The organism is Pseudomonas mediterranea CFBP 5447 (assembly GCF_000774145.1).
GTDB classification, from domain to species: domain Bacteria; phylum Pseudomonadota; class Gammaproteobacteria; order Pseudomonadales; family Pseudomonadaceae; genus Aquipseudomonas; species Aquipseudomonas mediterranea.
In genome coordinates this window covers 1-2,878 of sequence record NZ_KN322965.1, presented here as the reverse complement: position 1 = coordinate 2,878, position 2,878 = coordinate 1, and the positions used below count along the sequence as shown (strand labels likewise).

Genomic DNA, 2,878 nt, shown 5'->3' with positions numbered 1-2,878 from the left:
CTCGCGATAGCGGTGTGTCAGCTGGAATTTTTCTACTGACCCACCGCTATCGCGAGCAGGCTCGCTCCCACAAACTTTCAGACAGCTTCATTTCTCTGTTCAGCCAGCGACGCCTCTTCTATCCGCCGGAAAAACGTCTGCGCACGAACGTCCTGAACGAACGCCACGTTCAGCCGCAGCCAGTCGCAGGTCTCCCTCGCCGGCATGAAACTGGCCCCTTGAGAGAGCTGGACCAGCGCTTCGCGAGCAATCTGCTGCACCCGCCCGCTCTCCACATACCGGGGCCGGGCCCATACGAACAGGCCTCCGGTCGGCTCGGCGAAAACCTCCCAGTGCGCCTGGTCAAGCTGGCGCAGGGTGCTCGCCATCTGCTTGTTCAAACGCTGGCGCAGGCGTTGCAGCAACTTGCGATAGGCCCCGTTGGCGAGCAGCGTCGCCACGACATTTTCCGCCAACAACGAGCAGCCGATACCCGTCACCATCTTGACCTCGGCCAGTCGGTTGACGATCTCGGGCTGGGCGACCACGTAACCGATGCGCAGCGAACTGGACAGCGTCTTGGAAAAGCTCGCCAGGTAGATCACCCGGTCCAGGCCATCCAGGGTCGCGAGGCGGGACGTTGGTCCATTCTGGAAGTCGGCGTAGATGTCGTCTTCTATGAGGCGGAAATCGTGCTGGTTGGCCAGTTGCAGCAGACGATACGCGACGCTCGGCGCGAGGCTGGTGCCGGTGGGGTTCTGGTACATGCTGTTGATGAAGAAATAGGCGGGTTTGTGCTGGCCGAGCACGCGTTCGAGGCTGGCGATATCCGGGCCCTGGGTGCCCCTCGGTACCGCCAGGGTCCTGACACCGTGCAACTTCAGCAGATTGAACAGATTGTAGTAGCCGGGGCTTTCCACCAGGACCAGGTCACCGGGCTTGAGCAGCGTGCGCACCAACAGGTCGAGGCCATGACTGGCGCCTTGGGTGGTGAGGATCTGCGCAAGATCGGCATGTATGTCGATCAGCCCCAGGCGTTTCTGGATGTGCTGGCGCAGAGGAACAGAGCCCAGGGGCGTGCTGTAGTTGAACAGTGCGTGGTTGTCGCTGCGCACCACCTGGCGGATCGCCTGGCCCAGGTCGGTGTCATCGCGCCAGGAGTCAGGCAGCCAGCCGCAGCCGAGCTTGAGCAGCGTCGACTCGTTGTCGAACAACGTCCATGCCCCCTCGGCTGTTTCAGCATCCGGCTCCCCGGGCCGGAACACCTGCTGGGCGACAAAGAAACCCGATCCATGCCGGGACTCCAGCACCCCGCTGGCGACCAGTTGGTCATAGGCTTTGATCACGCACGACAGGCTGACGTCATTTTCCTGGGCCAATTGCCGGATGGAAGGCATTCGGGCACCGGGGCGGATGTGATGGCTGTCGATCCAACCCACCAGCTGACTCATCAGTTGCCGGGTCATGGGCTCGGCGGCATTGCGATCGATGTTCAGGTCCATGCGGGGTGCTCTTGAAGTGTTCGCCGATTTCGAGCGAACAGTTAATCACAAAACCCCTCGGCCTGTTCCTTGTTCCCGCGAAGCCCGGCAGTGATAGTCCCGTAGACGCCATTTGACGACTTTCGGGGAACACGCTTGAACGCACAGCAGCGACATTCATGGGGACTGGCTTTCGGCCTTTGCCTGATCACCCTCGCGGTCAACCTGCAGGCGCCGCTCTACACCACCTATGCCCAGGCGTCCGGTTACGGCGCCGGTGCTACGGCGGTGGCGTTCTCATGTTATGTACTGGGAGTGTTGCCGGTGCTGCTGGCCTTCGGCGGGCTGGCCGACCGGGTAGGACGCCGGCCGCTGATATTGCTGGCATTGGGTTTGTCGATGCTGGCAACCGTCATCACCTCGATCTGGCCGAACCTCGTCGCGCTGGGCCTGGCACGGCTGATGATGGGCGTGGGCACGGGTCTGGCCTCAGCGACGTCGACGGCCTACATGACCGAACTGCTGGCGGGCAGCGATACCCGCTCCGCCGCCAATCGGATCACCGCCAGCACCTCCCTGGGCTTCGGCCTGGGGGCGGCGTTGACCAGTCTGTTCCTGTTCGTCCACCACAGCGTGGTGCCCGGCAGTTTCTGGTTGCAGTTGTTCCTGGCCGCTGTCGCGTTCCTCGTGGTGTCCAGGCTGCCGGACCCTGCCGCCAGAACGACCCGGGCGCCGATGCTACGCCTGCCGCTGTTCCCCACCGGCAGCCTGCCCTACGGCTTCTCCATGCTGCTGGCCTGGGCAACCTCGGGCCTGGTCATCGCGATACTGCCCTCGGTGCTGGCACGCCACGATCTGCAGCAATGGTCGGGCCTGTCGACCTTCACCGTGATCAGCTGCGGGTTGCTGTTCCAACCCTGGGTGCGTCGCCTGCACCCGGCCCGGGCCACCGGGTTTGGCTTGCTGGTGCTGCCCTTGAGCTATGCGCTGCTGGCCTGGGGCGCGAGCAGCGGTTCGCTGATCGCGGTACTGCTTGGGGCGCTGGGGGCCAGCAGTGCCTGCTATGGTTTTCTGTACCTGGGCGGGCTATCGGCGATCACCGCACTGGCCGGCCAGGAAAAGGCCCGGGTCAGTGCCGGGTTCTTCCTGTTCGCGTACGTCGGGTTCAGCATTCCGGTGGTGGTCACAGGCCTGTTGGCTGACCGGTTCGGCGCCGATGTGGCGTTGGTCCTGTTTGGGGTGGCATTGTCGCTGGGTGCGTTGGTAACGGGATGGGTCATCGTTCGGACAGAGGCTTATGTAATCCGCATGTCCCACAGCTGAACACAAACCCCTTGTGGCGAGGGAGCTTGCTCCCGTTCGATTGCGCAGCAATCGCAGCTATTGGGGCCGCTGCGCAACCCAGCGGGAGCAAGCTC

The 2,878-nt window shown here is 63.4% G+C and carries 2 protein-coding genes; one reads left to right on the top strand and one right to left on the bottom strand.

Translation table 11 applies throughout. The features are described from left to right. Positions 1-77: 77 nt before the first annotated feature. Complete coding sequence (locus tag N005_RS01760) at positions 78-1,481, bottom strand: aminotransferase-like domain-containing protein (protein WP_047698869.1); 1,404 nt, start codon at positions 1,479-1,481, stop codon at positions 78-80. Positions 1,482-1,616: 135 nt separating this feature from the next. Here N005_RS01760 and N005_RS01755 point away from each other — a divergent pair, with 135 nt between their 5' ends. Next, positions 1,617-2,783 carry an MFS transporter gene (locus tag N005_RS01755; RefSeq protein WP_047698867.1) on the top strand — a complete coding sequence of 389 codons (1,167 nt, stop codon included), beginning with the start codon at positions 1,617-1,619 and terminating at the stop codon, positions 2,781-2,783. The last annotated feature ends 95 nt before the right edge of the window (positions 2,784-2,878 follow it).